The following is a 25,453-nucleotide window of genomic DNA, read 5'->3' on the forward strand; positions in this document are numbered from 1 at the left end:
CCGGGACCGGCCGCTCAGCGCGCGGCGCCGGATGGCGCCGCCATGCCCAAGCGTCCGGCCAGGGCTTCCAGCCCACCGGCCAGCACCCGGCACAACAGCAGGACCGGCAGGTAGACGACGAAGGTCCAGGCGTTCTCCTCGCCCAGCAGCGCGCGGTAGCCGGCCACCACGGCCAGCACCACGAACATGTGCGACAAATACAGCTCGTAACTCAGCTCGCCCATGCGCGCCAGCGGGCCCAGGCCGCGCCGTGGCGCCGGCGGATGCGCATGGAAGGCGAGCAGCAGCAAGCAGGCGCCGATGCACAGCCAGTACAGGCCGGACTTGTACAGGTGGCGCCAGGCCACGTCGCTCCACACGAAGGCCAGCACCAGGCACAGCACGCCGCACACGGCCATCGCCCGCGCCTGGCCTCGCGACGGCGACCAGCGCCGCGCCAGCAATGCCGCCAGCACGCCCCAGGCAATCGCCGCCATGCCGGGCAGGTAAGCCTTCTCGCGCCAGACTTCGTCCTGCGGCGGCACCAGGTCGCGCAGCGGCGACAACCCCAGCGCCCACAGCAGCAGCACGCCCACCAGCAGGCGGCGCGGCAGCCACAAGCAGAGCAGCGGGAAGCCGAGATAAAACGCTTCTTCGATCGACAGCGACCACAAGACATCCCAGCCCGCCGGCGCCCAGCCGGTGCGGCCTTCGTACAAATTGAAAGTAAAGGTGAGCGCCGAGGCCAGCAGGCCGAAGGTCGATTGTTCGCCCTCGGGCGCGAAGCCGGGCACGCCCAGCCAGGCCAGCGCCGCCAGCACCGCCAGGACCAGCCCGAGCAGGGGCAGGATGCGCCTGGCGCGGGCGGCGTAGAAGCGGCGCAGGTCGACGCGCTCCAGGCTGCCGTCGCGGTCGATGATGCGCGTCGTGATCAGGAAGCCGGAGATGACGAAGAACACGAACACCGCTTCGTAGCCGTTGAAGCTGACAGCGTCGACCAGGCGCTTCGGCCACCACTCGCCAAGCAGGCTGGGGCCGAGCGGCAGGCGGAAGGGCAGGGCGAGGTGGTGCACGATCACCAGCAGGATGGCCAGGCCGCGCAGGCAGTCGATGCCGGCGTTGCGGCTGCGCGCAGGCGCTGCATGTGCGGCCGCCTGCCGCGTGCCGTCTTGCGGAGCCAGGGTGCCGGTGTTCATCGGGTAGCGGAGTCCTGCCGGGTGATCGAAGCGATATCGTCGAGGATCGCATAGCCGGCCGCCACGCGGGCGGGGATCGGGTAGTTTTTGTTCGCCAGCATGACGATACCGATGCGCTGCTCGGGAACGAAAGCCGCATAGGCGCCGAAGCCGCGCGTGGAGCCGGTCTTGTTGAACAGGGTGCCGGGCGGCGCTGGCGTCGGCGTCAGCTTCCGCACCGGATTGGCGTCGTGGATCATGCTCGCCGCGTTCCCGTCCAGCAGGTGCTGCATGGTGAGCGGGCCGCGGTACTGCTCCCAGCCGAGGCCCTGTACCATCGTTCCCACCGCGTAGTAGCCGATGTGGATGCCTTCGACGGCGCGGCGCGTTGCTTTGTCCAGGCTGGCAGGGTCGATGTTGGCCTGCAGGTAGCGGACCATGTCGGCGGCGTTCGACTTCACGCCATAGCTCTCCGCATCCAGGGTTCCGGGACTCACCCGCACCGGCTTGCCCTGGTCGTCGTGGCCCCATGCGTAGTCGGGCATGGCCGCTGCCGGCAGGCGGATGGCAGTGCGGTGCAGGCCAAGCCTGGGAAACAGCGCGCGTTCGAGTGCGTCGCTGAAGTCGGTGTGCAGCGCGGTGGCGGCGATCCTTCCCAGCAGGCCGATGCTGGGGTTCGAGTAGCGGCGCTGCGTACCCGGCGCGGCGTCCGGCTGCCAGGCGCCCAGCCAGGCCAGCAGTTGCGCCTCGCCCTCCACCTCCTCAGGCACCTGCAGGGGCAGGCCGCCGGCGGTATAGGTACCGAGGTCGAGCAACGTGGCCTTGTCGAGCGCGCTGCCCTGCAAGGCGGGCAGGTACTTGCCGGGATGGTCGTCGAGCGATAGCTTGCCGCGCGCCTCGGCATCGGTGGCCAGCATGGCCGTGAAGGTCTTGCTGATCGAGCCCAGTTCGAACAGCGTGTGCTCGCTCACTGGCCTGGCCGGCGCTGTCGCGGCCAGTCCGTAGTTGAAGAACAGGGCCTGGCCGTCGACCGTGACGGCCACCGCCATACCGGGCACGCCATGCTGTTTCATCAGCGGCTGCACGGCGCGGTCGACGATGCGGCGAATGGCGGCGGCGTCCGGCGTGGCTGCTGCTGCTGCGGGAAGGATGCCTGAACAAACAATGGCGATGGCGAGGCGGCGGATGGACACGATGGCTCCGTTCTGGCGGTGGCTGGCCTCATAGTATAAGAGCGCCGGACTGGCGCAAACAGCAGCGTCGTCCCGCCCACGCGGGGTTTCGTCACATGGCCGCTCGCACGGCATCGAGATGGCGTTCGCTGACGGCCACCACCGCGCCGCAGCGCAGCGTGAGGCGCCAGCTGGCGTCGCCGCTGCTGTCCAGGCGCGCGATCTGCTCGCGCCGCACGATGGCGCTGCGGTGCACGCGCAGGAAGGCGCCCGGCGCCAGCAGCGCTTCCAGGCTGCCCAGCGTGATCCGGTGCAGCACGCTGCGCGCGGCCAGGTGCAGTTCGACGTAGTTGCCGGCCGATGCGGCCCAGCAGATCTCATCGATGGCGATGCGCTCGATGCGTCCGACCGAGCGCACGTTGAGGTGGTCCGGCCTGCCCGCATGCGCATAGTCGCGCAGGGCCGCGCCATAGGCCGCGCGCTGGCGTCCGCGCAGCAGGGCCACGCTGCGTTCCACGGCCTGGGCCAGCCGCGCATCGTCGACGGGTTTGAGCAGGTAGTCGAGGGCGTGGACCTCGAAGGCCTCGACTGCGTGCGCGCTGTGGGCGGTCACAAAAACGATCAACGGCGGTTCAGGCAGGCGGGCCAGTTCGTGCGCCAGCACCAGGCCGGATTCCTGTGGCATCTGGACGTCGAGGAAGACCAGGTCGATCTCGTGGCTGGCCAGGACCGTGCGCGCCTCTGCGGCGCTGGCGCATTCGGCCACCAGCTGCCAGTCCTGATGGGCGTCCATCGCCAGGCGCAGGTTGCTGCGGCCGGGCAGTTCGTCGTCGACGATCAGGTAGCGTACGGGCATGTTAGTCCTCCCCGGCCAGCGGCAGGCGCACTTCGGCAACGAAGCGTTCGCCCTGCAGCCCGGCCTGCAGCGAGGCGCCCGGGTGCATCAGGCGCAGGCGCTCGCGCGTGTTGGCCAGCCCGAGCCCGGCGCCGGGATTGGCCGGCGTGCCGGGGCCGGCCGGGTTGGTGACGCGGATCGCCAGGGCGTTGCCCATCTGCGCGAAGCTCAAGCGGATGTCGCCGGGGCCGGCGCGGCAATCGAGATCATGGCGCAGCGCGTTCTCGATCAGCGGCTGCAGCAGCAGGGGCGGGCAGGCGGCGTCGTGCAGGAGGGGGCCATCGCCTTCGATGCGCACCTGTAGCCGCTCGCCATAGCGCAGGCGCTGCAAATCGAGGTAGCCGCGCACGAAGTCCAGCTCCTCGGCCACCGTGGAGCTGCTGCGCGTGCTGGCCGCCAGCGCATAGCGCAGCAGCTCGCTCAGGCGGCCGATGCCGCCCAGGGCCAGGGCCGTGTCGCCGCCGCGCACCAGGGCGCTGATCGCGTTCAGGGCGTTGAACAGGAAGTGCGGTTCGAGCTGGGCGCGCAGGGCCAGCATGCGCTGCTCTTCCAGCGCCAGGCGCAGGTGCAGCATGTCGGTCTGCGAGCGCTGCCAGGCCAGTTCGCGTTCGCGCGCGCGGCGCCAGGTATGCAGGGCAAGGACGGCGGCAAAGGTGCCAGTGGCCGAGAACCAGCCGACCAGCAGCATCTTGCGCAGCAACTGCCAGACGTCGCCGAGGCTGGCGATATCGAGGTAGCCGCGCATCCACGCCATCCAGGTCCATTGCGCGGGCTGGAACACCAGCACCAGGCCGAGGAAGAGGGCGAACACGTGGCGCGGCCGCTCGGTGAGGCCGGGCCAGCGCGACAGCGCCAGCGACAGGCCGGCGCTGAGCACGATCAGCGGCACCGCGTATTCGAGGAACCAGGTGGCGAGCAGGGCGGGGTAATGGCTGTCGATGCCGCCGCGCAGGTTGTCGCTGTAGGTTTGCAGCGCGCCGAGCATGCTGATCGCCGTCCATAGCAGCAGCGCGAGGGCGATGGTCCGGGCGGCGGATACAGGGGCGATGGGGGCAGGTTGTGAGCGATCCTTCATCGACAAAAGTATAACAGTGGCAACAATTGTTGGACCGCTGCCGCTGCCCCGGCCGTCACACGAAACCGGGTTTTCATCCCTGCGCTGCTGCCGCCAGGCAGGCGGCACGGCAGAATTCAACGCATACCGACACTTTCAGGAGCACCCTTTGAAACGACTGATCCTCGCATCGGCTTTCCTGTTCTGCCTGGGCGCCGCCGCCGCGCCCTTGCCGTATCAGCTGGACGGCACCGAGGTGCGCGACATCCACTCCGCCAGCCTGAAGCGCGACTACCAGCTGCTGGTGGCGCTGCCCGAATCCTACGGAAGGTCGCAGCGCCGCTACCCGGTGCTGTTCGTCACCGACGCCGACTACGCCTTTCCGGTGGCGCGCGCCATCGCCAGCCGCCTCGCCAAGCACGCCGGCATGGAAGAAGCGATCGTGGTCGGCCTGTCGTACGCGAAGGGCGACACGCCCGGCTACAGCCGCCGCCGCGACTACACGCCCTCCACGCCGCGTTTGCAAACCTATACGTCGGACATGCCGGGCCGCGCCCCCGCCTTTGGCGAAGCCGGCGCCTATGGCCGCTTCATCGCCGGCGAGGTGTTCCCCCTGATCGCCGCGCAGTACCGGGCCGACATGCGGCGCAAGGCCTTCGTCGGCCATTCCTACGGCAGCCTGCTCGGGCTGGAGATCCTGTTGACGAAGCCGGCCACCTTCGAGCACTACATCCTCGGCAGCCCTTCGCTGTGGTTCGACCGCGGCGTGCTGTTCGCGCGCGAAGAGGCGTACGCCAGGGCGCAGCGCGACTTGCCGGCCTCGGTCTACTTCGGTATCGGCGGGCGCGAGACGCTGGCGCCGGGCAAGCGCCGTTCGCGTTCGGAAGAAGACGCCGACATGGTGGCCGACCTGAAGGAATTCGATTCGGCCTTGACGAGCCGCCGCTATCGAAGCCTGCGCACGCGGCTCGAGGTCTTCCCGGGCGAAGACCACGCCAGCGTGTTTCCCCTCGTGTTCACGCACGGCCTGCGCGCCTGGCTGGACAAGCCGCGCTGAGCGCCGCCGTCAGGCGCCATGGCGCGCACGCGGCAGGTGCACGCTGAAGGTGGTGCCGTCTTGCGCGGACGAGTCGACGGTGAGGGCGCCGCCATGCCCCTGGACGATTTCGCGGGCGATGAACAGCCCGAGCCCCAGGCCGGAATCGTTGCGTGCCTGGTGCGATGACGTGGATGCGCGGCACAGCGGCTCGAAGATGCGGGGCAGGTCGTCCTCGGGTATCGGCTCGCCGCCATTGTGCACGGTCGCCACGATCCCGCTGGCGTCGTCGCCGTTCAGGACCACGTCGATGGGCGCTTCCATGCTGCCATGCTTGACCGCGTTGCCGATCAGGTTGGAGAAGACCTGGCCGATGCGCGCCGCGTCCCAATGGCCGTCGAGCTGCCCCGTCATCTCCAGCCTGATGCGGTGCTCGGGATGAAAGGCGCAGGCCTGGGCCACGGCCTGCCGCGCGACCTCGGCGATGTTCGCCGCTGCCGGCTTCATGGGCATGCCCTGGCCGAGCCGGGTCCGGGTAAAGTCGAGCAGGTCGCCGATCAGGGTGTTCATCTGCTTGCTGCTGTTGTAGATCATCGCCGCGGCCTTGATATGGCGGCTTTCGAGGCCCTGGCTGCCCATCAGGTACTGGGCCGACATGGTCACGGCGCCGAGCGGATTGCGCAAATCGTGTCCCAGGATGCTGAGGAAGACATCCTGGGATTTGCGGATCATGGACGAGTGCCGCGCAAGCGACTCGGCAACCGCCTGGTCGATCGCCTCGTTGAAGCGGGTCAGGTCGTCGAGGTGGGTGCGGTATTCGGTGTCGGCCGCGCGCCCGGTATGCCGCAACACGGTGGCGCGCAGCGCGCGAAATTCCGACACCAGGTCCTCGACGGTGAATCCCGCCTTCATCCTGGCCGTGGCATGCTTCTGCGCTGCGCTTTCCTCCTTGCCCTCGTTTCCCTTGCCGGGCCCGGCGCCTTCGGACTTCTGCTTCTGCTCGTCAAGCGTTTGCGGCGTGTCCAGGTCGCGGACGATCGTTTCCAGCATCTCGCGGGCATGGTCGCGCAGCGCATCCTTGTCCATCTCCTGCGCCGCCGGGATCTGCATGGCATAGCGCTCCCAGTCGTCGAGTATCGCCTCGATGTTGGCAATGATGAAGTCGGGCAGGCGCATCATGGCTGCTTCTTCCGGATCGGATGACAAGCGGTCCGTCCATACTAATCCACGGCGCAATCCGCTGGCGCGCGATGCCTTTACCCGCCGGGCCGGATGTTCTGGTTGCTGCGGAACAGGTTGTCCGGGTCGTACTTCGCCTTGATCTCCTTCAGCCGCGCGTAGTTCGGGCCGTAGGCTTCCGCGATGCGGTCGACCTCGTCCTCGTTGAGGAAGTTGATGTACACGCCGCCGGCCGCATGCGGCGCCGCCGCCTGGAAGAACTCGCGCGCCCAGGCCAGGCAGCGGGCGTCGTCCTGCGGGTCGAGCCAGCGCGTGTGCACGTTCATCGCATACAGCGCCGCGCGGTGCGGATAGGCCATCTCGTCCGGCGCATGGGTATTTGCCGCGCCGCCGAGCAGGCCCAGGAAGATTTCGCTGTGCGCGGACGGCAGCTTGCCCGCATAGCTGGTGACCACGTCGAGCGCGGCGTCGCTCAGCGTATTGAAGTTGTGCGACTTCCAGTAATTGCGCGCCGGCGGAATCAGCAAGGGATCGAAGACCTGCTGCCAGGCCGTATAAGGCACGGCGCCGACGTGTTCGCCCAGCGGCTCGCCAAAGGCGCGCACCTCGGCGATCGCGCTTTCGACCTCGTGCGAAGGCTGCGGCGAAAAGAAGACCAGGGCCACGATGTCGGTGCCGTACACGGTCTCGGCCAGGAAGGGCAGCGGCGGCGCCTTGCGCAGCACCGCCCACAGCGACAGGTCCGGACCCAGCGCCTCGGCGTAATCGCGGTACTTCCTCAGCACCAGCCCGGCCTGCGATCCCGGGAACACGATCAACCCGGCCGTAACGGTCGGGCCGACCGGATGCAGCGCGAATTCGAAGCTGGTGACGGCGCCGAAGTTGCCGCCGCCGCCGCGGAGCGCCCAGAACAAATCGGGATGGTGCGCGCCGTCGACGTGCAGGCGTTCGCCGCTGGCGACGACGATGTCGGCCGCCACCAGGTTATCGACCGTCATGCCATGCTTGCGTGTGAGCCAGCCGAAGCCGCCGCCCAGCGTCAGGCCGCCGACGCCGGTGCTGGAGTTGATGCCGAGCGGCGTCGCCAGCCCGTAGGCCTGGGCCTCGTGGTCGAAGTCGCGCAGGGTGGCGCCGCCCTCGACCCAGGCGCGCCTGGCATCGGGCGCGACCTGCACCGAGCGCATCGCGCTCATGTCGATCACGATGCCGTCGTTCACCAGCGCGCTGCCGGCGATGTTGTGGCCGCCGCCGCGCACCGCCAGCGGCAGGCCGTGCTCGCGCGCGAAGTTGACGCCGGCGCGCACGTCGGCCGCACCGGCGCAGCGCAGGATCATGGCCGGGCGCTTGTCGATCATCGCGTTCCAGATCGCGCGGGCGGCGTCGTACTGCGGCTCGCCCGGCAGCAGCAGGCTGCCACGGATGGCGGCCTGGAGTTCCTGCAGTTCGTTTACCCCTACGGTGTTCATCGCATCCCTCCGCAACGGTTCGTTGACGAACCTTCATGATAGGAAGGCGGGGGACGGATGCAAGCAGGCAGGGCAAGGGCCGCGGTCAGGTCTGGCTGACGTTAGTCCTTCGACGTTGGCGTGATCGACTTGCTGACATTGCCCTGTTCGTCGAGCATGCGGATCTCGGCCTTGCCGTCGGCGCTGACCAGGAGCAGCATGCGTATCCGTCCCTGCGCGTCCTTCAGCTGCAGCGACGAGCCCTTGTCGCCGGTATTCCCGAGCCAGATGCGGTTCTTGTTGAGGCGGCCCTGTTCGGACAGTTTTGTCCAGTACGCCTGCTGCTGCGCCTGCGGCAGCTTGCCGGCTTCCTCGCGGAAGCGTGCGAAGTCGTCTATCGACGTCGTCTGGAAGTTCGGGACGTCGTTGATGCGGATGCCCGTCATCTGGTGGCTGGCGCTGTCGTTGTTGAGGAGCTGCATGGCCTGGTCCTGGCGGAATCGGTCGAAGGTGAGCGACAGGCCGGAGGCGATCGTGCCGTCGGCGCCGATGCTGCCTTTCTGGATCAGGCCGCCGTTTTCCGTGCCTTCTTCGTTAATGAACAACATGCCGGCAACGTCGCGCCGGTCGGGGCGGGCGCCTTCCTTCCCTTGCAGGAAGTCGCCGGGGAACTGCGCCTTGTTCGACAGGATGATGCGCTTGGTGCCGTCCGGCTCGACGATGTTGATGCGGCCCACGGTAATCTCGTCGAAGCTGGCGTGCTGGGCGGGGAGTTTGGCGCCGGTGAGCGTGACGATGGCGGCCAGGGCGGCGGCCATGGTGGCTGCGCCGGTCAGAAAAGTGCGAATCTGCGACATGGTTTCTCCTTGGGTTGGCGAATCAACGTAACTTGGTTTTCAGGCGGCGCAGGCGCCATTCCAGGAACAGACCGACGAAACCGCTGGCCAGCACGATCGCGCCGATGTATTGCAGGAGGCGGTTAGCGGGCGCCTGCACATATCTGGTATCGATCAGGTCGAAGCGGCGGCGGCCGTTTTGCGCCGGCTCGCCATACACGGTGCCGCGGCTCTCCGGCCACTCCACGGTCATGGGCCGCGCCCGGTCGCTGCGGAAGACCGCCATCTGCTTCGACGTTTCCGGTTGCGTCAGGAGTCCGGCCGCCATCTTCAGGGCCACGATTTCGTCGTGCTTCTCGAAGATGTTTTCCGGCTCGCCGTTGAGAATCACGCCGGGCGAGGTGTATTTGTAGATTTTGTTGGAAAAGAAAATGCCGTCGTTCGCGGCCAGCATCAGGGCAAAGCCGAGTATCCAGGCCGCGCCGGAACCAACCAGCCACTTCTTCGAATCCTTCAGTTGGGTGACGCTTGCCGCCGTGGTGAACCGGGTCACGGCGGGAATATGGTTGAGCGTCGTCGACAGCACGTCCCTGTCGACCTCCTTCAGGAAGCTTGCCTCGTCCATTCCCAAGCCGGCGAGGATGGTGGAAAACATCTCGGCCGAGGGCACGGATTTATCGTTTTCCAGTTTCGACAAATAGGATTGCTCGATGCCTGCCGCCTGCGCAAACTGCGGCTGGGTGAGTCCTTTCTCGGTTCGGATCTGTTTCAGTCGTTCGCCAAAGTTCATAACCCGCTTTCCTTTTATTGATGGGAAAGTCATATTCTTTGCCATTCATGCATGACTTGAAAGATGAATATCCGCGAATACAGATGAATATGAAAGGAATCGACTCCGGTCAGGCTGATTCTGGGTCATGGCATACGACGCACAGCTTGTTACCGTCCGGGTCCCTGACATAGGCCGCGTAATAATGCGCGTGGTATTCCGGCCTGAGGCCAGGTGCGCCTTCGGTTGCGCCGCCATGCCGCACCGCCGCCTCATGCGCCGCATCCACCATCGCCCGGCTGGCGGCCATGAATGCCACCATCTGGCCATTGCCCGCGGCATGCGCCATCCGGTCATACGGCGCGCCGATCAGGAACAGGGGACGCGGCCCCGGCTCCGATTGCCAGCCCGCCCATGGCCGCTCGCGGTCGCAGAAGCGCAGGGGATTGCCGAGGACGTCCATCAGCGCCGCATAAAATGGCAGGGCGCGTTCGAAATCGGCGACACCCACGAACACATGCGAGTACATGACGAGTAGCCTAGACCGGCGCCATACGTGCCGGCTTTGCGGCCGAGCGGACGATATCGATGCCGAGCGCCGCCTTGCGCAGCCGGCGATGGCGCAGCAGGTAAGCAAACGCGGCGCGCGTGTCGTACATCAGCTGGTAATGGAAATAGTTGATCTGCTCCAGCACGGCGCCCGCGAGCAGGGCCAGTGTCCAGCCGAGATCGGCGTTGGTCAAGGCATCCCGGTCGGCCAGCAGCAGTACCGCCAGCATGACACCGATGGCGATCAGGTTCGACCATTTGAAGCCGCGGTACACCAGGGGGAACCAGGGCGGCAGTGCGATGTCGTTCTCGATTGCGCGCAGTTTCAGGTGCCAGTACAGCGTGCCCTGCGCCAGGATCCAGGTGAACAGGGCCAGCGCAGCGGTGCGCAGGGGCCAGGCGACATCGACTCCCTTGGCCCACCACGCCCAGGCGATCATCGCCGGCAGGACGACGGTCGCCAGCGCTTCGCGGCTGCGCAGATAGCGCAAGCGCAGCAGGAGTGGCTGCATTACCGGGCGTTCAGGAAGGTCTTCATCTCTGCCTGGAAGCGCGCCGGCTGGTCCCACATGATGAAGTGGGCGCTGTCCGGGATGCGCGTTAGGGTCAGCGCCTTTACCGGCGAATACGCGCCCTTGTAGGCGGCGTCGAACTGGGCGGCCGGGATCGGCACCGTCTTCGGCTGGACGTAGAGCACCGTCACCGGCACCGTGATTTTCGCCAGCTCGGGAATCAGGTTGGTGACGATCAGCTCGCGATAGGCGCGGATGCCCACGTCGGCGTCGCTGCTCATTGAATCGCTTACCGCGCCGGCGCGCATCGATTCGGTATCGACCATGCCGGCGATGGTGGCGTTGGCGTTCGTACGGCGCTGCTCCGGCGAGGCCGCGCGCATGCCGGCGGCAACCTGGTCGGCCACCGCCGTCACCTTGTCGGGGCCCGCGCCCGGGCCGGCGAAGAACATGCCGAGGTAGGGGAACATGTCGACCACCATCAGGCGCGACAAGCTGTCCGGATGGCGCGCGGCCAGCATCATGCCGATGGTGCCGCCCATCGAGTGCCCGATCACGGCCGGCCCCTTCAGGTCCGCTTCCTTGATGTAGCGTGCGATCTCCTCGGCCACCGGCGCGGCCACGTTGCCTTCCTTGTTGGCGCCCGCCGGCTGGCCGGCGAAGCCCGACACCTGCACCAGGTGGTAGCGGTAGCCCGGCACGGCGGCGACCGTCGAGGCCCAGGTGCGCGGCGAGGAATTCAGGCCGGGGATCAGGACCACGTCCGGACCGGAACCTTCGGTACGCACCGTGATGCGTTCCGAGGCGAAAGGCGCGGCCAGCGCATTCGTCAGCGGCAGGGCGGCGCCGGCAGCCAGGGCGGTGGCGATGAAGGTACGGCGCGAAAGCAGTGTGAAGCGCATGCAGATCCCCAGGTTCGTTGTTGGATAATTATTCGTGGCGCAGGCAATCGACCGGCAGCAGGCGCGAGGCCCGCCGCGCCGGATAGAAGCCGAAGAACACGCCGACCGCGCTGGCAAAGGCGCAGGCCACGATCACGGCCTTCAGGCCGACCGCCACCTCGAAGTCGGCAAAGGCAGTGACGGCCGCCGCGCCCGCCGCCGCAATCGCGATGCCGACCGCGGCGCCGGCCAGGCAGATCACTACCGCCTCGACCAGGAACTGCAGCAGGATGTCGCGCGGTTTGGCGCCAATCGCCATGCGGATGCCGATCTCGCGGGTGCGCTCGGTCACCGAGACCAGCATGATGTTCATGATGCCGATCCCGCCCACCAGCAGCGAAATCCCGCCGATCACGCCCAGCAGCAGGGCAATCCCCGTGCTGATCTTGGCGCCGGTGGCGGCGAAGGTCGCCATGTTCTGCACGCGGAAGTCGTCCGGGTCGTCGAGCTTGATGCGGTGGCGGTCGCGCAGCGCTTCCTTCATGTCCTCGACCGCGTCGTTCATCAGCGCTTCCGAGCGGCCCTGGGCGGCGATGTAGTGCACGTTGTCGGGGAAGGGGCCGCGCACCATGTAGGCGCGCGCCGCCGTGATCGGCACCAGCACCATCTCCGACAAGTCGCCGCCGTCGATCTGGCGCCCTTCGCCCTGCAGCACGCCCACCACCTGGAACGCCACGTTCTCGATGCGCAGGTAGCGCCCCAGCGGGTCGAGGCGGTAGAAGAACTGGTCGGCCACCTTCTGGCCGATGACCACGGTGCGCGAGGCGGCGCGCACGTCGTCGTCGGTGAACATGCTGCCCTGGTCGATCTTCCAGTTGCGGATCTTGAACATGGCCGGCGTCACGCCGAACACCAGGCTCGACGACGTCTCGTTGCCGGCCGCGAGCTTGAAGCTGCCCTGCAGCGCGGGCGCGGCGCCCGCCAAACTCGGCAGGCGGCCGAGGGCCTCGGCGTCGGCCAGCGTCAGCGAGGGCGCGGCGCCGCTGCGCATGCGCTCGGCCTGGGTCCGGTCGCCGCCCGGGAACACATAAACCATGTTGGTGCCCAGCGCCTGCAGTTCCTTCGCGATGAAGCGCTGCATGGTGTCGCCCAGGGCCAGCATCAGCACCACCGAGGCGATGCCGATCACGATGCCGAGCATGGTCAGGGCGGTGCGCAGGCGGTTTGCCGCCATCGAGCGAAAGGCTTCGACGATCACTTGCAGGAGCTTCATGCATCGCTCCCCTGGCCTGGCGCATGCGCCAGGTGCTCATGGCTGGCGGCCAGCTGGCGCAAGCCTTCCCCGGCCGGGCCGTCGTACAGCACGCGGCCATCCTTCAGGCGCACGAGGCGCCGGCTCCAGGCCGCGATGTCGGGTTCGTGGGTGACCAGCACGATGGTTATGCCGCGTTCGCGGTTCAATGCCTGGAACCCGCGCATGATCTCGTCGCTGGTTTGCGTGTCGAGGTTCCCGGTCGGCTCGTCGGCGAGGATCAGCGGCGGGTCGCCCACCAGGGCGCGCGCGATCGCCACGCGCTGTTGCTGGCCGCCCGAGAGCTGGTTCGGCGTGCGCTTGCCGAAGCCGGCCAGGCCCACCCGTTCGAGTTCGGTCGCGGCCTTGGCCAGTGCGCGTCCGCGCGGCACGCCGGCGTAGATCAGCGGCAGCGCCACGTTCTCGGCCACGCTCATGCGCTTGATGAGGTTGAAGCTCTGGAACACGAAGCCGATGGTGCGGTTGCGGATCTCGGCCAGCTGGGCGCGGCTCAATGCCCGGGTATCGGCGCCATCGAGCAGGTAGTCGCCGCCGGTCGCCTGGTCCAGGCAGCCGAGGATGTTCATCAGGGTCGACTTGCCGGAACCCGACTGACCCATTACCGCGATGAAGTCGCCGCGCTCGACCTGCAAGTCGACGCCGAACAGCACCGGGGTTTCGACGCTGCCGGAGAAGTAGCTCTTGGTGACGGCGCGGATGTCAATCAGGGCCTGATGCATCACATGCCCTGGCTTGGCGCCAGCGACCGCGTGACCACGCGCTCGCCCGCCTTCAGGTCGCCGCTCACGATCTCGGTATAGCGGAAGTTCGACAGGCCGATGCGCACGTCCACCGGCTTGGGCTGGTTGCGGGCGTCGAGCTTGTAGATCTTGAAGACGCGCGCAGTGTCGCTGCGGTCCTGCAGCGCCAGGTCGTCGTCCGGCGCCGCGGCCGGGACCGCAGCCGCGGTCTTGTTCGCATCCTGCTTTTCGCGCTCGGCCTTGCGTTCCTTTTCCTGCTCCTCGTCGGACAGGCGGAAGCGCAGCGCCGCGGTCGGGATGCGCAGCGCCTTCGGGCGGTTGTCGACCACCAGGCGCACCTGGGCCGTCATGCCGGGCTTCAGCAGTTCGTCGGTGTTGTCGACGTCGAGCACGACGTTGTAGGTGACCACGTTCTGGACCACGTTCGGCGCCAGGCGGAACTGGCGCATGGTGGCGTTGAACTCGCGGTTCGGATAGGCATCGACCACGAAGCGTCCGGCCAGGCCGCTCTTCAGCGCCCCGACGTCGGCTTCCGAGACGCTGGTGTCGATCTGCATCTTGGTGAGATCCTGGGCGATCTGGAACAGGTTCGGCGTGTTGAACGAGGCGGCGACGGTCTGGCCCAGGTCGATGGTGCGCTTGATGACCACGCCGTCGATCGGGCTGCGGATCACGCTGTTGTCGAGGTCTGCCTGGGCGCGGTCGACCTGGGCCTTGGCCAGCAGGATGTTGGCGCGCGCCACGTCGAGCTCGCGGCGCGACTGGTCGAGTGCCGAGCCGGACACGAAATTCTGCGCCACCAGCTGGCGGTTGCGTTCGTAGTTGGACTGGGCCAGGCTGAGCGAGGCCTGGCTCGAGGCCAGGCTGGCGCGCGCCTGGCCGACCTGGGCGTTGAAGATGGTGGGGTCGAGCTTCAGTAGCACCTGCCCCTTCTTCACGCGGTCGTTGAAGTCGGCCTTCAGCTCGACCACCGTGCCCGAGACCTGCGAGCCGACGTTAATCAGCGCGACCGGGTTGATGGTGCCGGTGGCGGTAACGGTGTGGGTGATGCTGCCGGTGTCGACGGTGGCCACGCGGTAAGCCAGCGGCGGCACCTTCGGTTCCTTGCCGCGGCTGGCGACGGCGAGGGCCACGGCGCCGGCGCCGAGGAGGAGGGCGGCTACGATGACCCGTTTCTTCGTGAAGATCTTCATTCCGTTCTGCCTGTCAAAATCCGATGCCAGAGATTAATCTTGAACAGTGTCGGAGATTTTTGTCGTTTCGGCAATGCATTATGGATATGCATGCGGCGAATTCGGATATGCACGCCGCCGGCGCGCAGGAACCGGGCGGCGCGCCGGCCGAAAGGCGGAAGAAGGGCGGGGCGATCCGCTAGAATGTCACCCTCATTACCGATTTATCCATTACCAATCCAGGCGAATCATCATGACTCAGGACGAACTCAAGCAAGCCGTTGCACGCGCCGCCATCGACTACGTGGTCGAGGGCGAAATCATCGGCGTGGGCACCGGCTCGACGGCCAACTTCTTCATCGACGAGCTGGCGAAGATCAAGGACCGCATCAAGGGCACCGTCGCGTCGTCGGAAGCCACCGCGGCGCGCCTGCGCGGCCACGGCATTCCGGTGTTCGACCTGAACGAGGTCGAATCGATTGCCGTCTACATCGACGGCGCCGACGAGATCACCGACGAAGGCGCGATGATCAAGGGCGGCGGCGCGGCCCTCACGCGCGAAAAGATCGTCGCCTCGGTGTCGAAGCAATTCGTGTGCATCGCCGACGGCTCGAAACTGGTGCCGACGCTCGGCAACTTCCCGCTACCGGTGGAAGTGATCCCGATGGCGCGCGCGGCCGTGATCCGCCGGCTGGCGGCGCTCGGCGGCCAGCCGCGCCTGCGCACCAAGCCAGGCAGCACCGATGCCTTCATCACCGACAACGGCGGCGAGATCATCGACGTGGCCGGCCTGGCGATCGCCGATCCGGTGGCGCTGGAAACCCAGATCAACGGCATCGTCGGCGTGATCGCGGTCGGCCTGTTCGCCCAGCGCGGCGCCAACGTCTGCCTGCTCGGCACCGCCGACGGCGTCAAGACCCTGTCCTTCTGATCCTGACTGTTCATTCCACGGAGACGCGATGAAACGACTGCTGGCGCTGACGGCCCTGGTCCTGGTGGGTGGCTGCGCGATGTTCAGGTCCAGTCCCATGCCGGCGGCCGCGGCGCCGGCGTCCAGCCGTGCCCCCGCGGCGGGCCTGGCCGACGCGAATGGCGTGCCGATCGAGCGCGTTCCCTACCGGGTGGGCGTGTCGTCGAACACGGTCGAGCAGCTGGCGCGGCAACATGCCTGCCTTGGCACCGGCGGCGCCGGGCTGGTGACCGCGGAAGGACCGGTCGAGGTCTACCGCATGCAATGTGCCGACGGCAAGGTGTTCATGGCGCGCTGCGAGCTGCGCCAGTGCCGCAAGATGTAAGACCGTGCCGGCTTCGGGAAGGCTGTTGCTTTCCTGATGCTTGCCGAGGCGCAAGTCGATGTGAAGCCTCCGAATGAATCGTGTATATTGGCAGGTTTAGTGACTGACCAGTCATTTTTGGCGGGCTCTTCGGCCTGCCGATTCCTCCTTTTATCCATGAATCCACTTTCCGCCCAATTCGACCGGATCGACCCACGCCGCATCTACCTCCAGCGTTTCCTGCTGCTGTGCCTCTTCCTTTGCTATCCGCTCTCGCGCATGGTGCCGGTGGATTGGGGCTGGGAAAACGGCGTCGTGGAAAATACCCAGGTCGTGGTCTTGCTGGCCGGCCTGTTCTTTGCCGCGCGCGCCTGGCTGCGCGGCCCGAACGATGTGCGCTCGGCGCTGGCCCTGTGCGCGATTCCGATCTGGATGATCCTTGCCGGCCGCGAACTGAGCTGGGGCGCCGTGTTCCTGCCGCCGCTGGGCTTTACCCCCGACGGTCCGGTCTACTCGTCGAGCATCCTGCCCTACCGGCCGGCGGTCCCCTTCGTGGCCGGCTTGCTGGTGCTGGCGTCCCTGGCCATTGGCTGGCGCCGCGGCGTGCACCGCCACCTCAAGAATATCGTCGCGCACCGCGCCTTCCCCTGGCTGTGCGTGCTCATCGTGCTCGGCGCCGCGCTCGGCTCGACCATCGGCGAAGGCCACTTGCCGAGTTTCGCGCGCGACCTGGTCAAGCGTTCGGAAGTGCTGGAAGAGATGGCCGAATGCGTGGGCTACCTGGCGATGGTGACGGCGCAAAGCGTGCTGCTGCGCTTCAAGGCGCCGGCGCTGGCCGGTGCGCGTACGGTAGAAGCCTGATCCGGCGTACTTCTTCATGCATACCAAATCGTTTGTCGGCCTGCAGCGCGTCTTGCTGCTGTGCCTGTTGCTCTGTTATCCGCTGTCGCTCGTCATTCCGCTGGCATGGAGCTGGGAAAACGGGATCATCGAAAATGCCCAGGTAGTGGTCTTGCTGGCCGGCCTGGTGCTGGCGGGCCGTGCCTGGCTGCGCGGCCCGAGAGACGGCGCCGCCATGCTGGGCCTGTGCGCAGTGCCGGTCTGGTTCCTGCTGGCCAGCCGCGAACTGAGCTGGGGCGCCGTGTTCCTGCCGCCGCTGGGCTTCGGACCCGAAGGGCCGGTGTTCTCGTCGCGCGTGCTGCCTTACCGGCCGCTGGTGCCGGCGATTGCCGGCTTGCTGGTGCTGGCGTCGTTCGTGACCGGCTGGCGTCATGGCGTGCACCGCTACCTGAAGCGTGTGATCGTGGGCGGCGGCTTCCCCTGGATGTGCGTGCTCGTGGTGCTCGGCGCCGCGCTCGGCTCGACCTTCGGGGAAGGACATGTGCCGGCGTTTGCGCGCGATTGGGTGGCGCATTCGCAGGTGCTGGAAGAGTTGTGCGAGCTGGTGGGATATGTGGCGCTGGTGCTGGCGCAGGGTGTGGTGCTGGGGTACAAGGCACCGGTGAAGGCGTCGAAGCGCGCAGCCGAAACCGTGTAGGGTGGGCACTTGTGCCCACGCGGTCGTACTCTCGTACACCCCACCGCTTCGCGAAGCAGTACGATCATCTGATGTTCTACCGCGTGGGCACAAGTGCCCACCCTACCTTGCTACTTTGCGCTGCCGTTCGCGCACCTGCGCGACAATAGGACTCCTACCCGCCGGAGACCCCCGTGAGCACGCACACCGTCTGCACCATCGGCCATTCGAACCAGTCCATCGAGGAATTCATCGAGCTGCTGCGCCTGAACGAGGTCGAGTGCGTGCTCGATATCCGCACCGTTCCCAAGTCGCGCCACAATCCGCAGTTCGGGCAAGACCAGTTGCCGGCCTCGCTGAAGGAAGCCGGCATCGCCTACCGCCAGATTCCCGGCCTGGGCGGGCTGCGCCGTCCGCGCCCGGATTCGCCCAACGGCGGCTGGCGCAATACCTCGTTCCAGGGCTACGCGGACTACATGCAGACGCCGGAATTCAACAGGAACGTGGACCTGGTGGTCGACCTGGCCGAGACCACGCGCTGCGCCCTGATGTGCGCCGAAGCCGTGCCCTGGCGCTGCCACCGTTCGCTGGTGGGCGATGCGCTGCTGGTGCGCGGGGTGGAGGTGGAAGACATCATCGGCAAACAAAAACGGCGTCCGCACAAGCTGACGCCGTTCGCGCAGGTGGAGGGCACCCGCATCATCTACCCGCCCGAAGGGGGCGAGCAGCTGGGACTCGATCTCTGATTACGCGGTCGGCGGCACGTAGCCGACAGCCTGGTCCGCGCCTTCGCCGAAGAAGTGCTTTTCCATCTGCGTGGCCAGGTACTTGCGCGCGCGGTCGTCGGCCAGGTTCAGGCGGTTTTCGTTGATCAGCATGGTCTGGTGCTTCAGCCATGCCTGCCAGGCTTCTTTCGAAACCTGCATGTAGAGCTTCTTGCCCATTTCGCCTGGCACGGGCGGGAAGTCCAGGCCTTCGGCTTCCTTCTTGAGTTTGATGCAGTTGACGGTGCGGGCCATGGTTGTGCTCCTGAAATTCGTGAGTAAAGGGAACCTCAAACAAACCTGCTGCGCGTTGCACTGTCGGCCTGCGATGCTCGCTGTACAACCGTACAGCTGCGCTTCTCGGCCAACATTGCTGCCGCTCGCGACGGTTTATTTGAGGTTCTAAAACCGAGATTATAAAGTCTTGATGAAAATCTGACTCTTGCGCTGCCAGTTATACATGTGGGCGCGGTCCTTCGGCAGGTCGTCGACGGTGGCCGGCTGGAAGCCGCGCTTCTTGAACCAGTGCGCGGTGCGCGTGGTCAGCACGAACAGCTTGGTCAGCCCGGCGGCGCGCGCGCGGTTTTCCATGTGCTTCAGGATGCGCTCGCCGTCGCCCTGGGCCTGGACGTCGGGGTTCACGGTCAGGCAGGCCATCTCGCCCATCTTCGCGTCCGGGAACGGGTAGAGCGCCGCGCAGCCGAAGATCACGCCATCGTGCTCGATCACCGAGAACTGGTCGATCTCGCGTTCGATCAGCTCGCGGCCACGATAGACCAAGGTGCCGTCGGCTTCCAGTGGTTCGATGAGCTTGATAATTCCGCCAACGTCCTCAATTGTGGCCTGGCGCAGGCTTTCCAGGTTCTCGTGGCTGATCATGGTGCCCACGCCGTCGTGGGTGAACAGTTCGAGCAGGGCCGAGCCGTCCATCTGGAAGGGCACGATGTGGGCGCGGTCGACGCCGCTGTTGCAGGCCTTGATGGCGTGCTGCAGGTAGAACGACGCATCCTGCGGCAGGAAGCCGGCCTGCAGCACGGCTTCGGCCTGGTGCGACGACAATTCGCGGATCTCGGCGCCGGCAGCATCCGTCATCATCGGCGTTTCGGTAATGTAGATCAGCTTGTCGGCGTGGAGGGCGATGGCGGCCGAGGCGGCCACGTCTTCCATCGTCAGGTTGAACACCTCGCCGGTCGGCGAGAAGCCCAGCGGCGACAGCAGCACCAGGTTGTCTTCGGTTTGCAGGATCGGTGCGATCTTGTCGGCCGCGATCTTGCGCGTCATGCCGGTGAGTTCGAAGTCGACGCCGTCGATCACGCCGAGCGGGCGGGCGATCACGAAGTTACCCGACACGATGCTGATCTGGGCGTTCGACATCGGCGTGTTCGGCAAGCCCTGGCTGAAGGCGGCCTCGATGTCGAGACGCAGTTCGCCGGCGGCTTCCTTGGCGCATTCCATGGCGGCGGTGTCGGTGATCCGCACGCCGTTATGGAAGCGGCCTTCGACATTGCGCAGGCCGAGCTGCTCGGCCACCTGCGGACGCGAACCGTGCACCAGCACGATGCGAATGCCGAGTGCGACCAGCAGGGACAGGTCTTGCGCCAGCACCGGCAGGGCGCCGGCGGCCACGAGTTCACCCGGGAAAGCGACGACGAAAGTCTTGCCGCCAAATGCATGAATATACGGCGCGACAGAGCGCAGCCACTGGACGAATTGGGTAGGGTTTTCCATTTGCCGCATTATAATTCGCTGCGCGACTTGCGCACCAAATACCTCGTAAAAACAATGTCTGAACAGAGTAACAAGCCTTCGCCGGACGCGGCGCGCGCAGCATCTTCTCCATCCGAATCGAACCCGCGGCGCGAGCGTGCCGGCGGCGAGTTGCGCGCGCCGATGACGCAGACGCCGGACGGGCGTTTGCAGACGAAAGGCGAACGCCGGCATGCGGGCGAGGGCGGTGCGCAAGCGCAGGGCGGCGAGCAGGGCGAGCGCCGCGCGCAGCGTGCGCCGCGGCCGCAGAACGAGCGCGGCGCGCAGGACAAGCCGCAGCCGCGCGAGCCACGTCAGCCGCAGGGCGAGCGTAGTGCAAAAGACAGGCCGGCGCAGGACGGGCAGCCACGCGAGCCACGCCAGCCGCGCCAGCCGCAGGGCGAGCGTGCCGAGCGTGCACCGCAGGGCGAGCGCGCCGAACGTGCGCCACGTCCACCGCGCGACGACGCCAGGGCGCCGCGCGCGCCGCGCGTGCGCAATCCGCTGCCACCGATCAGCTATCCCGAGGACCTGCCGGTATCGGGCCGCCGCGCCGAGATCGCCAAGGCGCTGATGGAGCACCAGGTCGTGATCGTGTCGGGCGAAACCGGTTCCGGCAAGACGACCCAGCTGCCGAAGATTTGCCTGGAGCTGGGCCGCGGCGAGAACGCGCTGATCGGCCACACCCAGCCGCGCCGTATCGCCGCGTCCTCGACGGCCAAGCGCATCGCCCAGGAACTCGGTTCGCCGCTGGGCGAGCACGTGGGCTTCAAGGTGCGCTTCAACGACACCCTGCAGCCGGGCGCCTCGGTGAAGCTGATGACCGACGGTATCCTGCTGGCCGAAACCCAGACCGACCCGCTGCTGCGTGCCTACGACACCATCATCATCGACGAAGCGCACGAACGCAGCCTGAACATCGACTTCCTGCTCGGCTACCTGAAGCAGCTGCTGCCGCGCCGTCCGGACCTGAAGATCATCATCACGTCGGCGACCATCGACGCCGATCGCTTCGCGCGCCACTTTGCCCAGGAAGGCAAGCCGGCGGTGCCCGTTATCGAGGTCTCGGGCCGCCTGTACAAGGTGGAAGTGCGTTATCGTCCGGTCGACCGCGATCCTGTGGTCGTTGGCGGCGGCGTCGACAACAAGCCCGCCCCGAAGGCGCAACAGGCGCGCGACAAGCGCGACCTGATCGACGCCGTGGTCGATGGCGTGGATGAACTGTGCCGCATCGGCCAGGGCGACGTGCTGGTCTTCCTGCCGGGCGAGCGCGAGATCCGCGACTGCGCCGAAGCCCTGCGCAAGCAGCATCCGCCGCATGTCGAGATCCTGCCGCTGTTCGCGCGCCTGTCGGTGGAGGAGCAGGACAAGGTGTTTCGCACCACGAATGCGCGCCGCATCGTCCTGGCGACCAACGTGGCCGAGACTTCGCTGACCGTACCCGGCATCCGCTACGTGGTCGATGCCGGCCTGGCGCGCGTCAAACGCTACAGCTTCCGTAACAAGGTCGAGCAGCTGCAGGTGGAACCGATCGCGCAGTCGGCGGCGAACCAGCGCGCCGGCCGTTGCGGCCGCGTGGCCGACGGCGTCTGCATCCGCCTGTATGAGGAAGACGACTTCCTGCAGCGTCCGAAATTCACCGAGCCGGAAATCTTGCGTTCGTCGCTGGCGGCCGTCATCCTGCGCATGAAGTCGCTGCACCTGACGGATGTGGAGACCTTCCCCTTCATCGAGCCGCCGCAAGGCCGCGCGATTGCCGACGGCTACCAGCTGCTGCAGGAAGTCGGCGCCGTCGACGACACCAACGAACTGACGCCGCTCGGCCGCAAGCTCGCGCGCCTGCCGCTCGACCCGCGCGTGGGCCGCATGATCCTGGCGGCTGTCGACAACGACTGCCTGAACGAGATGCTGATCATTGCGTCCGCCCTGTCGGTGCAGGACCCGCGCGACCGGCCGATGGAATACCAGCAGCAGGCCGACGAGAAGCACAAGAAGTTCGCCGACGAGAAGTCCGAGTTCAACAGCTACCTGAAGATCTGGGCCTGGTTCGAGGACGCCATCGCGCACAAGAAGTCGAACCGCCTGCTGCAGGAAAACTGCCGCGCCAACTTCCTGTCGCAGGTGCGCCTGCGCGAGTGGCGCGACGTGCATTCGCAATTGCTGACCATCGTGCGCGAGCAGGGCTGGCGCCTGAACGCGGCCGCCGCCACCTACGACCAATTGCACCTGGCGCTGTTGACCGGCCTGCTGGGGAACATCGGCTTCAAGGGCGAGGACGAGCCGGGCGCCGGTTACCTGGGCGCGCGCGGCATCAAGTTCCACGTGTGGCCGGGTTCCTCGCTGGTGAAAAAGCCCGGCAAATGGATCATGGCGGCCGAACTGGTCGAGACCACGCGCCTGTACGCGCGCACCGTGGCGCAAATCCAGCCCGAGTGGCTGGAAAAGATCGGCGGGCACCTGCTGAAGAAATCCTGGGGCGAGCCGCGCTGGGAAAAGCGTCCGGCGCAGGTCAGTGCGCTGGAACGCGCGACCCTGTACGGCATCGTGGTCTACAGCGGGCGGCGCATCAACTACGCGCTGCACAACCCGTACGAGGCGCGCGAGATCTTCATCCGCGACGCACTGGTCGCCGGCGACTACGACACGCGCCAACCCTTCTACGCGCACAACCTCAAGCTGATCAAGGAGATCGAGAACCTCGAGCACAAGTCGCGGCGCCAGGACGTGCTGGTCGACGACCAACTGATCGCGGCGTTTTATGACGCCGAGATTCCGAAGGACGTGGTGAACGGCGCCGGCTTCGAGAAGTGGTACAAGGACGCCTCGCGCGACAACCCCAAGCTGCTGTACCTGAACCGCGAAGAACTGATGCGCCACGAGGCGGCCGGCGTGACCACCGAGCTGTTCCCGAAGACGATGAACGTGACCGGCATCGAGATGGGCCTGTCCTATCATTTCGAGCCGGGCAGTGTGCGCGATGGCGTGACCCTGTCGGTGCCGCTGTTCGCGTTGAACCAGATTCCGCAGGAGCGCGCGGCCTGGCTGGTGCCGGGCATGCTGAAGGAGCGCGTGCACCTGATGCTGAAGTCCCTGCCGCAAAAGCTGCGCCGCCACTGCGTGCCGCTGCCGGACTACGCGGCGCGCTTCGTCGAGCGCATCCATGCGGCGGGCGTGTTCGGACGTGGCGACCTGATCGACGTGCTGATTGCGGACGTGCGCGCCGAGACCGGCGTGAACGTGCTGACCGGCGACTTCAAACTGGAGACCCTGCCGGCCCACCTGTTCATGAACTTCAAGGTGATCGACGAGCATGGGCGCCAGCTGGACATGGGGCGCAATCTCGCCACCTTGCAGGCCGAACTCGGCAGCCAGGCGCGCGAGAGTTTCCAGAAGATGGCAGAAGCGGCGCCGGCGGCCGTGGGCGGTCTGCGGCCTGCCGTGGCGACGCCGGCGGCCTGGGGCAAGGGCAAGGCGCCTTCGACGCCGGTAGCCGCGCCTGCCGCTGCCTCGGCTGCACCTGCGCCGCAGGGCAAGGGGAAGGGCGGGAATGCGCCTGCTCCGGCTGCGGCGCCGGCCGTCAGCCAGCATACGGGGCTGACCAGCTGGAGCTTCGGCGAGCTGCCGGAGCTATTGGAAATCAAGCAGGGTAAGCTGACGCTGATCGGCTTCCCGGCGCTGGTGGACAAGGGCACGCATTGCGACATCGAGGTGTTCGACGATCCGAACGTGGCGGCGCGCACGCACCGCATCGGCCTGCGCCGGCTGTTTGCGCTGCAGTTGAAGGACCAGCTGAAGTTTGCCGAAAAGAACATCCCGGGGCTGCAGGGCATGGGCATGCAGTTCATGACGGTGGGTTCGCAGGAGGAGCTGCGCGACCAGATCATCCAGAAGGCGATCGACATCGCCTGCCTGCAAGACCCGCTGCCGCACGATGCTGCCTCGTTCAACAAGCGCAAGGACGAGGGCAAGGGACGCATCGGCTTGCTGATCAACGAGATCGCGCGCCTGGTGGGGTCGATTTTGTCGGAGTTCCATGGCATGCCGAAGCGCTTGAATGGCTTGGCTGCGCCGGTGGCGGCCGACATGCAGGCGCAGTTGCAGGCGTTGGTGCACAAGCGCTTCATTGCCGATAACGAATACAGCCAGCTGGCGCACCTCCCGCGTTACCTGAAGGCGATGAACGTGCGGCTTGAAAAGCTGCGCGGGAATCCGTCGCGCGATGCGCAGTTGATGGCGGAATGGCAGAACGCGGCCAGCCAGTATCAGCGCATTTCCAAACAGCCGGGCAAGAGCCTGGACCCGCGCATGACGGAGTATCGCTGGATGCTGGAGGAATTGCGCGTGTCCTTGTTTGCGCAGGAGTTGAGGACGCCGATGCCGGTGTCGGCGAAGCGACTGCAGAAGGTGTGGGAGTCGATGATTCGCTAAGGCCGTTTTCGGCCAGCGGCAGTAACCGTACGGTGGGCACTCCGTGCCCACGCGGTTACGTGCTCGTCCAACGTCGGCGGCGGGGATGATGCGCTCCGGAACGCCGGCGATATTGTTGGCGCTAACTTGGCGCTTTGGGATGCTGTGTTGGTGTGATTAGGCTGCGTCAGCATGAGAAGCCAACACGGCGCATGCGTTCGCGTGGGCACGGAGTGCCCACCGTACGGTTGTAGCCGCAGGCTTGCGGAAGCTCCGCCACCAAGTTGATGGCGGATCTCTCGGTCACTCTTAACCGATATTGCTACCCCTGATCTTGCTCAGGTCCTTGTCATCGCCCAGGTTGCCCGGACGCGGATCGATGCTGCCGCCACCGCCGGTGCCCAGCGCCGAATCGTCGCTGATCCCCGTGCCGCTACCCATCGTGCCTCCACCGGCGCCGCCCAGGCTCCCGCCCGCACCCGCACCCGTACCGCTGCCCGCATGCCCGGCACCCAGCCCGCCGCCCGCACCCATGCTCGAGGCCGAGCCGCTCAGCCCGCCCACCGTTCCGCTCATCACCACGCCCGGACCCATGGTCGGGGCGCCGCCGCGGCTCGGGTCGGTGCCATAGAAACTGTGGATTCCGTTAGCCCAGGTGACGTCGGCCATGTCGGGCCAGGAATCCTTGTTGAAGCCGGGCGCCGTTTTCAGGCGTTCCTTCTCGACGTTCAGCACGAAGCGCTTGTTCACGGTGTCGAGGTGCAGGGCCTGCCAGGGCACGGCGAACAGTTTTTCGCCCATGCCGAGGAAGCCGCCAAAGGCGAGCACGGCGTAGGCCACCTGGCCGGTGTTCATGTCGAGCATGATTTCCTTGATGTCGCCGAGGTCTTCTTCCGCCCCGTTGACGACGCTGTCGCCGATCAGCGTGTCGGCGCCCATCAGCGAGGGGCCGGGACCGACGCTGCCGGTGTCCTTGTACATGCCATATTTGTCACGATCTGCGTAGCCCATTTCGTTCTCCCTGGTCTGTATGGAAAATA

General features: G+C 66.7%; 24 protein-coding genes. 7 read left to right on the plus strand and 17 right to left on the minus strand.

Annotated elements, in window-relative coordinates; all coding sequences use genetic code 11:
• Nucleotides 1-14: 14 nt before the first annotated feature.
• From LK540_RS20835 to LK540_RS20850, 4 genes are all read right to left on the minus strand, one after another.
• Nucleotides 15-1,175, minus strand: coding sequence for an acyltransferase (locus tag LK540_RS20835; protein WP_229439240.1), 1,161 nt, complete (start codon nucleotides 1,173-1,175; stop codon nucleotides 15-17).
• Nucleotides 1,172-2,350 (minus strand): class C beta-lactamase, encoded by a 1,179-nt coding sequence (ampC, locus tag LK540_RS20840; RefSeq protein WP_374041382.1) that lies wholly within the window; start codon nucleotides 2,348-2,350, stop codon nucleotides 1,172-1,174. Before ampC ends, LK540_RS20835 begins: the two co-directional genes overlap by 4 nt.
• An 88-nt stretch (nucleotides 2,351-2,438) precedes the next feature.
• Nucleotides 2,439-3,182, minus strand: a complete 744-nt coding sequence (locus LK540_RS20845; RefSeq protein WP_229439242.1) for a LytTR family DNA-binding domain-containing protein — start codon at nucleotides 3,180-3,182, stop codon at nucleotides 2,439-2,441.
• Between the two features lies 1 nt (nucleotide 3,183).
• Nucleotides 3,184-4,296 (minus strand): sensor histidine kinase, encoded by a 1,113-nt coding sequence (locus LK540_RS20850; RefSeq protein WP_229439243.1) that lies wholly within the window; start codon nucleotides 4,294-4,296, stop codon nucleotides 3,184-3,186.
• Nucleotides 4,297-4,444: 148 nt separating this feature from the next.
• On the opposite strand from LK540_RS20850, the gene LK540_RS20855 reads away from it, so the two are divergent.
• On the plus strand, nucleotides 4,445-5,332 hold the full coding sequence (locus tag LK540_RS20855; protein ID WP_229439244.1) for an alpha/beta hydrolase: 888 nt from the start codon (nucleotides 4,445-4,447) through the stop codon (nucleotides 5,330-5,332).
• 9 nt (nucleotides 5,333-5,341) lie between these two features.
• On the opposite strand, the gene LK540_RS20860 is transcribed toward LK540_RS20855, so the two are convergent.
• The 10 genes from LK540_RS20860 to LK540_RS20905 form a co-directional block, all read right to left on the minus strand.
• Complete coding sequence (locus tag LK540_RS20860) at nucleotides 5,342-6,490, minus strand: sensor histidine kinase (protein WP_229439245.1); 1,149 nt, start codon at nucleotides 6,488-6,490, stop codon at nucleotides 5,342-5,344.
• A gap of 77 nt (nucleotides 6,491-6,567) precedes the next feature.
• Nucleotides 6,568-7,956, minus strand: coding sequence for an FAD-binding oxidoreductase (locus tag LK540_RS20865; RefSeq protein ID WP_229439246.1), 1,389 nt, complete (start codon nucleotides 7,954-7,956; stop codon nucleotides 6,568-6,570).
• A gap of 101 nt (nucleotides 7,957-8,057) precedes the next feature.
• Nucleotides 8,058-8,792: a hypothetical protein gene (locus LK540_RS20870; RefSeq protein ID WP_229439247.1), complete on the minus strand. Its 735-nt coding sequence runs from the start codon at nucleotides 8,790-8,792 to the stop codon at nucleotides 8,058-8,060.
• Between the two features lie 22 nt (nucleotides 8,793-8,814).
• A complete protein-coding gene (locus LK540_RS20875) occupies nucleotides 8,815-9,594 on the minus strand; it encodes a helix-turn-helix domain-containing protein (RefSeq protein ID WP_229439248.1) in 780 nt (259 codons plus the stop codon).
• Nucleotides 9,595-9,670: 76 nt separating this feature from the next.
• Nucleotides 9,671-10,069: a VOC family protein gene (locus tag LK540_RS20880; RefSeq protein WP_229439249.1), complete on the minus strand. Its 399-nt coding sequence runs from the start codon at nucleotides 10,067-10,069 to the stop codon at nucleotides 9,671-9,673.
• 10 nt (nucleotides 10,070-10,079) lie between these two features.
• Entirely contained in the window at nucleotides 10,080-10,601 is a 522-nt protein-coding gene (locus LK540_RS20885) for a hypothetical protein (protein WP_229439250.1), read from the minus strand.
• Entirely contained in the window at nucleotides 10,601-11,503 is a 903-nt protein-coding gene (locus LK540_RS20890; protein WP_229439251.1) for an alpha/beta fold hydrolase, read from the minus strand. Before LK540_RS20890 ends, LK540_RS20885 begins: the two co-directional genes overlap by 1 nt.
• A gap of 28 nt (nucleotides 11,504-11,531) precedes the next feature.
• The gene (locus LK540_RS20895) at nucleotides 11,532-12,755 is read right to left on the minus strand and encodes an ABC transporter permease (RefSeq protein ID WP_229439252.1); all 1,224 of its coding nucleotides are present in this window, start codon (nucleotides 12,753-12,755) and stop codon (nucleotides 11,532-11,534) included.
• Nucleotides 12,752-13,513: an ABC transporter ATP-binding protein gene (locus LK540_RS20900; protein ID WP_229439253.1), complete on the minus strand. Its 762-nt coding sequence runs from the start codon at nucleotides 13,511-13,513 to the stop codon at nucleotides 12,752-12,754. The genes LK540_RS20895 and LK540_RS20900 overlap by 4 nt, the downstream gene beginning before the upstream one ends.
• A complete protein-coding gene (locus tag LK540_RS20905; protein WP_229439254.1) occupies nucleotides 13,513-14,727 on the minus strand; it encodes an efflux RND transporter periplasmic adaptor subunit in 1,215 nt (404 codons plus the stop codon). Before LK540_RS20905 ends, LK540_RS20900 begins: the two co-directional genes overlap by 1 nt.
• A gap of 232 nt (nucleotides 14,728-14,959) precedes the next feature.
• On the opposite strand from LK540_RS20905, the gene rpiA reads away from it, so the two are divergent.
• From rpiA to LK540_RS20930, 5 genes are all read left to right on the plus strand, one after another.
• The gene (rpiA, locus tag LK540_RS20910) at nucleotides 14,960-15,637 is read left to right on the plus strand and encodes a ribose-5-phosphate isomerase RpiA (protein ID WP_229439255.1); all 678 of its coding nucleotides are present in this window, start codon (nucleotides 14,960-14,962) and stop codon (nucleotides 15,635-15,637) included.
• 28 nt (nucleotides 15,638-15,665) lie between these two features.
• Complete coding sequence (locus LK540_RS20915; protein WP_229439256.1) at nucleotides 15,666-16,001, plus strand: hypothetical protein; 336 nt, start codon at nucleotides 15,666-15,668, stop codon at nucleotides 15,999-16,001.
• Between the two features lie 156 nt (nucleotides 16,002-16,157).
• Complete coding sequence (locus LK540_RS20920; protein WP_229439257.1) at nucleotides 16,158-16,841, plus strand: hypothetical protein; 684 nt, start codon at nucleotides 16,158-16,160, stop codon at nucleotides 16,839-16,841.
• Nucleotides 16,842-16,857: 16 nt separating this feature from the next.
• Entirely contained in the window at nucleotides 16,858-17,517 is a 660-nt protein-coding gene (locus LK540_RS20925; RefSeq protein ID WP_229439258.1) for a hypothetical protein, read from the plus strand.
• 173 nt (nucleotides 17,518-17,690) lie between these two features.
• On the plus strand, nucleotides 17,691-18,242 hold the full coding sequence (locus tag LK540_RS20930) for a DUF488 domain-containing protein (RefSeq protein WP_229439259.1): 552 nt from the start codon (nucleotides 17,691-17,693) through the stop codon (nucleotides 18,240-18,242).
• Here LK540_RS20930 and LK540_RS20935 read toward each other — a convergent pair whose 3' ends face one another.
• Both LK540_RS20935 and argA read right to left on the minus strand, forming a co-directional pair.
• Complete coding sequence (locus LK540_RS20935) at nucleotides 18,243-18,515, minus strand: oxidative damage protection protein (protein ID WP_229439260.1); 273 nt, start codon at nucleotides 18,513-18,515, stop codon at nucleotides 18,243-18,245.
• Between the two features lie 159 nt (nucleotides 18,516-18,674).
• Nucleotides 18,675-19,988: an amino-acid N-acetyltransferase gene (argA, locus tag LK540_RS20940; protein ID WP_229439261.1), complete on the minus strand. Its 1,314-nt coding sequence runs from the start codon at nucleotides 19,986-19,988 to the stop codon at nucleotides 18,675-18,677.
• A gap of 54 nt (nucleotides 19,989-20,042) precedes the next feature.
• Here argA and hrpA point away from each other — a divergent pair, with 54 nt between their 5' ends.
• Nucleotides 20,043-24,434, plus strand: a complete 4,392-nt coding sequence (gene hrpA / locus LK540_RS20945) for an ATP-dependent RNA helicase HrpA (protein ID WP_229439262.1) — start codon at nucleotides 20,043-20,045, stop codon at nucleotides 24,432-24,434.
• Between the two features lie 288 nt (nucleotides 24,435-24,722).
• Here the strand turns inward: hrpA and LK540_RS20950 are convergent, their stop codons facing one another.
• Nucleotides 24,723-25,424, minus strand: a complete 702-nt coding sequence (locus tag LK540_RS20950) for a PRC-barrel domain-containing protein (protein WP_229439263.1) — start codon at nucleotides 25,422-25,424, stop codon at nucleotides 24,723-24,725.
• Nucleotides 25,425-25,453: the final 29 nt, after the last annotated feature.

The organism is Massilia sp. IC2-278, assembly GCF_020708045.1.
Taxonomy (GTDB): domain Bacteria; phylum Pseudomonadota; class Gammaproteobacteria; order Burkholderiales; family Burkholderiaceae_D; genus Telluria.